Origin of the sequence: uncultured Thiodictyon sp., from assembly GCF_903946935.1 — a bacterium.
GTDB lineage: Bacteria > Pseudomonadota > Gammaproteobacteria > Chromatiales > Chromatiaceae > Thiodictyon.
The window spans coordinates 1-3,927 of the sequence record NZ_CAJAXH010000197.1; the positions used below are offsets into that span (position 1 = coordinate 1).

Annotated in this window: 3 protein-coding genes; all 3 read left to right on the top strand. The window is 63.4% G+C overall.

The features are described 5' to 3' along the window. A partial coding sequence (locus QZX93_RS16545; RefSeq protein ID WP_295390491.1) for a helix-turn-helix domain-containing protein occupies window positions 1–193 on the top strand: 193 nt, incomplete at its 5' end. 3 nt (window positions 194–196) lie between these two features. Further along, on the top strand, window positions 197–2,716 hold the full coding sequence (locus QZX93_RS16550) for a PglZ domain-containing protein (RefSeq protein ID WP_295390493.1): 2,520 nt from the start codon (window positions 197–199) through the stop codon (window positions 2,714–2,716). Window positions 2,717–2,722: 6 nt separating this feature from the next. Continuing rightward, window positions 2,723–3,805 carry a BREX system Lon protease-like protein BrxL gene (gene brxL / locus QZX93_RS16555; RefSeq protein WP_295390496.1) on the top strand — a complete coding sequence of 361 codons (1,083 nt, stop codon included), beginning with the start codon at window positions 2,723–2,725 and terminating at the stop codon, window positions 3,803–3,805. Window positions 3,806–3,927: the final 122 nt, after the last annotated feature.

Genomic DNA, 3,927 nt, shown 5'->3' on the forward strand with positions numbered 1-3,927 from the left:
CATCCCAGAGGCGCCACCGCGCGAGGTGTTGCGTTTCCTGATGGAACAGCACGACTTGAAGCAGGAAGACCTTGCTGACTGCGCGCCCCAAAGTCGCATTTCCGATATCCTGAACGGCAAGCGACCGATCAGTAAAGACATTGCCAAGAAGCTGGCGCGTCGTTTCAACGTGCATGCCGATCTGTTCCTTTAGCCAGTGAGCATCGCCACCTATATCCAGACTGACGTCCTGCTGCCGCGCCTCGGCGGCACCGGCGTCTTGGTCGTCTACGACCCGGCACGCCGGTATCACGAGCTGTGCATGGGCATGAATGCCGAGGGGCTCAAGGTCGTCGATGCCTCACAGAGCAGTATCGAGAGCCGGGAGTTGGCGCTTGGCCTGCTTGGCGAGCTCGCGCAGCCCCAGACCAAGACCACTGGACTGCTGATCTATGTCCCCACCGCGGCACCCGTCACCGACGAAGACCGGCAGCGCGACCCGTTTTCGCTCTACGGCGGGTGCGGCAGTACCTTTCCCGCGGGTGACGGCGATGAGTATCTGAGCCTCTGCCTCAAGGCCAAGCCGGACCACGCCATCGAAATCCGCCGCATCTTTAGCGAGAACCCCGCCCCCAGTTTTGCGGTGATCGATGCCGTTGGCGGCGGACTCGGCTGGCCCTGTCTGCGCGCCCTGCTGGCGACTGAATCGACGCGCGACATCCTGTTCGCGCTGCTCGCCCCGGGCGCTCACCAGGCCCAGGCGCTGAAGGGTCAGGACACCTGGGTCGGTGAGGCGCGGGACCTGTTCAAGGCGGCCTTCGGGCTCAAGCTCAAGACGCGGGCCAAGGCGTGGTCGACCATCGCGGATGAACTGTGGCGCTTCGTGCTGTTCAGTGAGTTCGTGTTCGATCTACCCGGGGGATTGCCCGAGGCCCTCGCGGATGTACCGCGCGCCCCGGACTCGGCCCGGCCGCTGGTGATCGATCTGTGCGAGCGGCTGCGCAATGACCAGCGGACCCGCGTGACCTACATCGACCGCGCCGAAGCGATCGAGCACGAACTCAACCTGCGCGCAATCTGCGCCGGGCTGACCGATCTCGGCCTGCGCGATACCTTTCCGTTCGAGGAACGGACCTTTTTCGCCCAAGCCGTCGCGGCACTCAAGCGCGACGACCCGGATACGGTGCGTTCGATCATCCAACGCCACGCGCATTCGGTGTGGATCGGCAAGGGGGAGAGCCAGGCCCAATGGGGACTGATCGAGGCCGCCGCTCACCTGCTGGAGGCCTGCGCCGACTTTGAGCGCCAGTTGCCGGGGCACGCCCAGTCGCAGGAAAAGCTGATCGACTTCTATCTCGGCAGCTTGCGTGAGGTTGACCGCCGCCAGCGCGAACTGGAGCAGGCCGTGGGCGACCACCTGGAGAGCGACCCGGTCATCGACGCCGTGATCGAGCAGGCGCGGGAGCGCTACCGGCAGCTGGCGCAGGGACTTCAGGGCTGCTTTACCAAGCACCTGGAAGGCGCGGGTTGGCCCCCCGCCGGGCGCCTGGCCAACGCCGATGTGTTTGACCGCCTGGTGGCACCGCACCTTCAGGACAGCGGGCGCCGGGTGGCGTACTTCCTCGTCGATGCCTTGCGTTATGAGCTGGGAGTGGCCCTGCAACAGCAGTTGGCGGAGGATGCGCCGGTGGTGCTGCACGCGGCCTTCGCCGCACTCCCGAGCATCACGTCGGTGGGCATGGCCAGCCTGCTGCCCGGTGCGGGCAAAGGGCTCACGCTGGCCCGCAAAGACGATGCCCTGGTGCCGCTCCTGGGCGATGTGGTCGTGGCCAATGTGAGTCAGCGCATGGAGGTGCTACGCAAGAAGCTCGGCGACCGCTTCGCGGACATGGGGCTCGGTGACTTCGTCCGGTCTAAGCATGAGCTGCCCCAGGCCGTTAAGCTACTCGTACTGCGCAGCGTGGATATCGACAGTCATCTGGAGAACAACCCGGAAACAACGTTGAGCTTGATTCATGACACCCTGAAGCGCATCCGCGTCGCGATCCACAAACTGGCGAAGGCCGGATTCCATGAGGTCGTGATCGCCACCGACCACGGCTTCTTTCTGAACGCGCAGGCGCAGGCCGGCGATGTGTGCGCCAAGCCCGCGGGGACCTGGCTGATGGTGCATGATCGGTGCCTGCTCGGTGACGGCGTCGCCGACAGCCATAGCTTCGTCATCAACGCGGAAAAGCTCGGGGTGCGGGGCGACTTCAACCAGGTGGCCGGTCCGCGCAGCATGGCGCCCTATAAGTCCGGGTTACTCTATTTCCACGGGGGAGCGTCCCTGCAAGAGTTGGTCGTACCCGTGCTGACAGTCAAGATCGAACCGACCGGGGCGCCGGTCCTGGAACAGGCGACGGTCAATATCAGTTACAAGAACGGCGCCACGCGCATCACCACGCGGTTGCCCGTGATCGAGGTCTTGCTGGAGAGCGACATCTTCTCGCAAACCGCGGACTTTGAGATTCTGCTTGAGGCCCAGGACAAGAAGGGCAATGTGGTCGGTGAGGCCAAGGCCGGCGGCCTGGTCAACCCGGCCACCGGGACCCTGACCATCAAGCCGGGCGAGCGCGTCCAGGTGACCCTCAAGATGCAGATGGACTTCGAGGGCAAATTCACCATCAAGGCACTGAACCCAACCACCCTCGAGGTCTATTGCAGCCTCGGACTTGAGACCGACTACACGGTGTAGCGCGCCATGGGATACCTTGTTGGTGAATACGTGATGGACGCGCTCGACCAGAAGCTGAACGCGGTCTTCGATGGCAAGGTCGTCCGCAAGGACCTGCTTCACCGGATCAAAAAGGGCACCAACGTGCCCACCTTCGTGCTGGAGTTTCTGCTCGCACGCTACTGCGCCAGCAACGATCCCGCTGAGATTCAAGGCGGGATGGAGGCGGTGCTTGCCACGCTTCAGGATAACTACGTGCGCCCGGACGAGGCGAATGCCGCCCAGTCGCGGGTTGCGACCAAGGGCAAACATCGCTTCTTCGACAAGGTGCATGTCCGTTACCACGAAAAGGAGAAGCGCCACTGGGCGGCGCTGGAGAACTTCGCCTCGCAGCGGATCGCCATCGGCGAGAAGTTCTACCGCGACAACGACCGCCTCCTGGAGGGCGGCATCTGGGCCGAGGTGACAATTGCCCACAACGACATCGAGGCCGACAAATACGCCTTCTATGTCGAGGACCTGCGGCCGATCCAGTTGAGCCGCTTCGATTTCGCCGGTTACTGTGAGGGGCGCGGCCAGTTCAGCCGCGATGAGTGGCTGGACGCGGTGCTGCGCTCCGTTGGGCTGGAACCCGGCAAGCTGAGCAAGCGGCTTAAGTTGCACTTTATCGCCCGGCTGACGCCCTTGGTCGAGGCCAACCTCAACTTTATCGAACTGGGGCCGCGCGGGACGGGTAAGTCCTATTTCTTCAGCGAGTTCTCGCCCTACTCCACCTTGATCAGCGGCGGCCAGGCGACCAAGTCGGTCCTCTTCTACAACAACGCGCGCAACAAGATCGGCCTGGTTGGCTTCTGGGACACCGTTGCCTTCGACGAGGTCGGCGGCATCAAGGTGAAGGACCCCGACACCATCCAGATCATGAAGGACTTCATGGCGAACGGCCGCTTCTCCCGCGGGGTGGAGGTCATCGCCGATGCCAGCCTGGCCTTCATCGGCAACATCGACCAATCCGTCGAGCAGATCGTCAACTCCACCGAGTACGACCTGTTCCTGCCGTTGCCCGCACAGTTCGACCTGGCGATCATGGATCGGTTCGGAATGTGTCAATGAAAATGAGACACCGGGGTGTCGAATTTAGTGTTGCTCGGGAGGCTCTTGGATCTCGGTTAAGCCTGCGGCCGGCGGGTTGATCCAAACCTCTGCGGGAGGCAGCTTGGGTGTCGGCGGTGTGC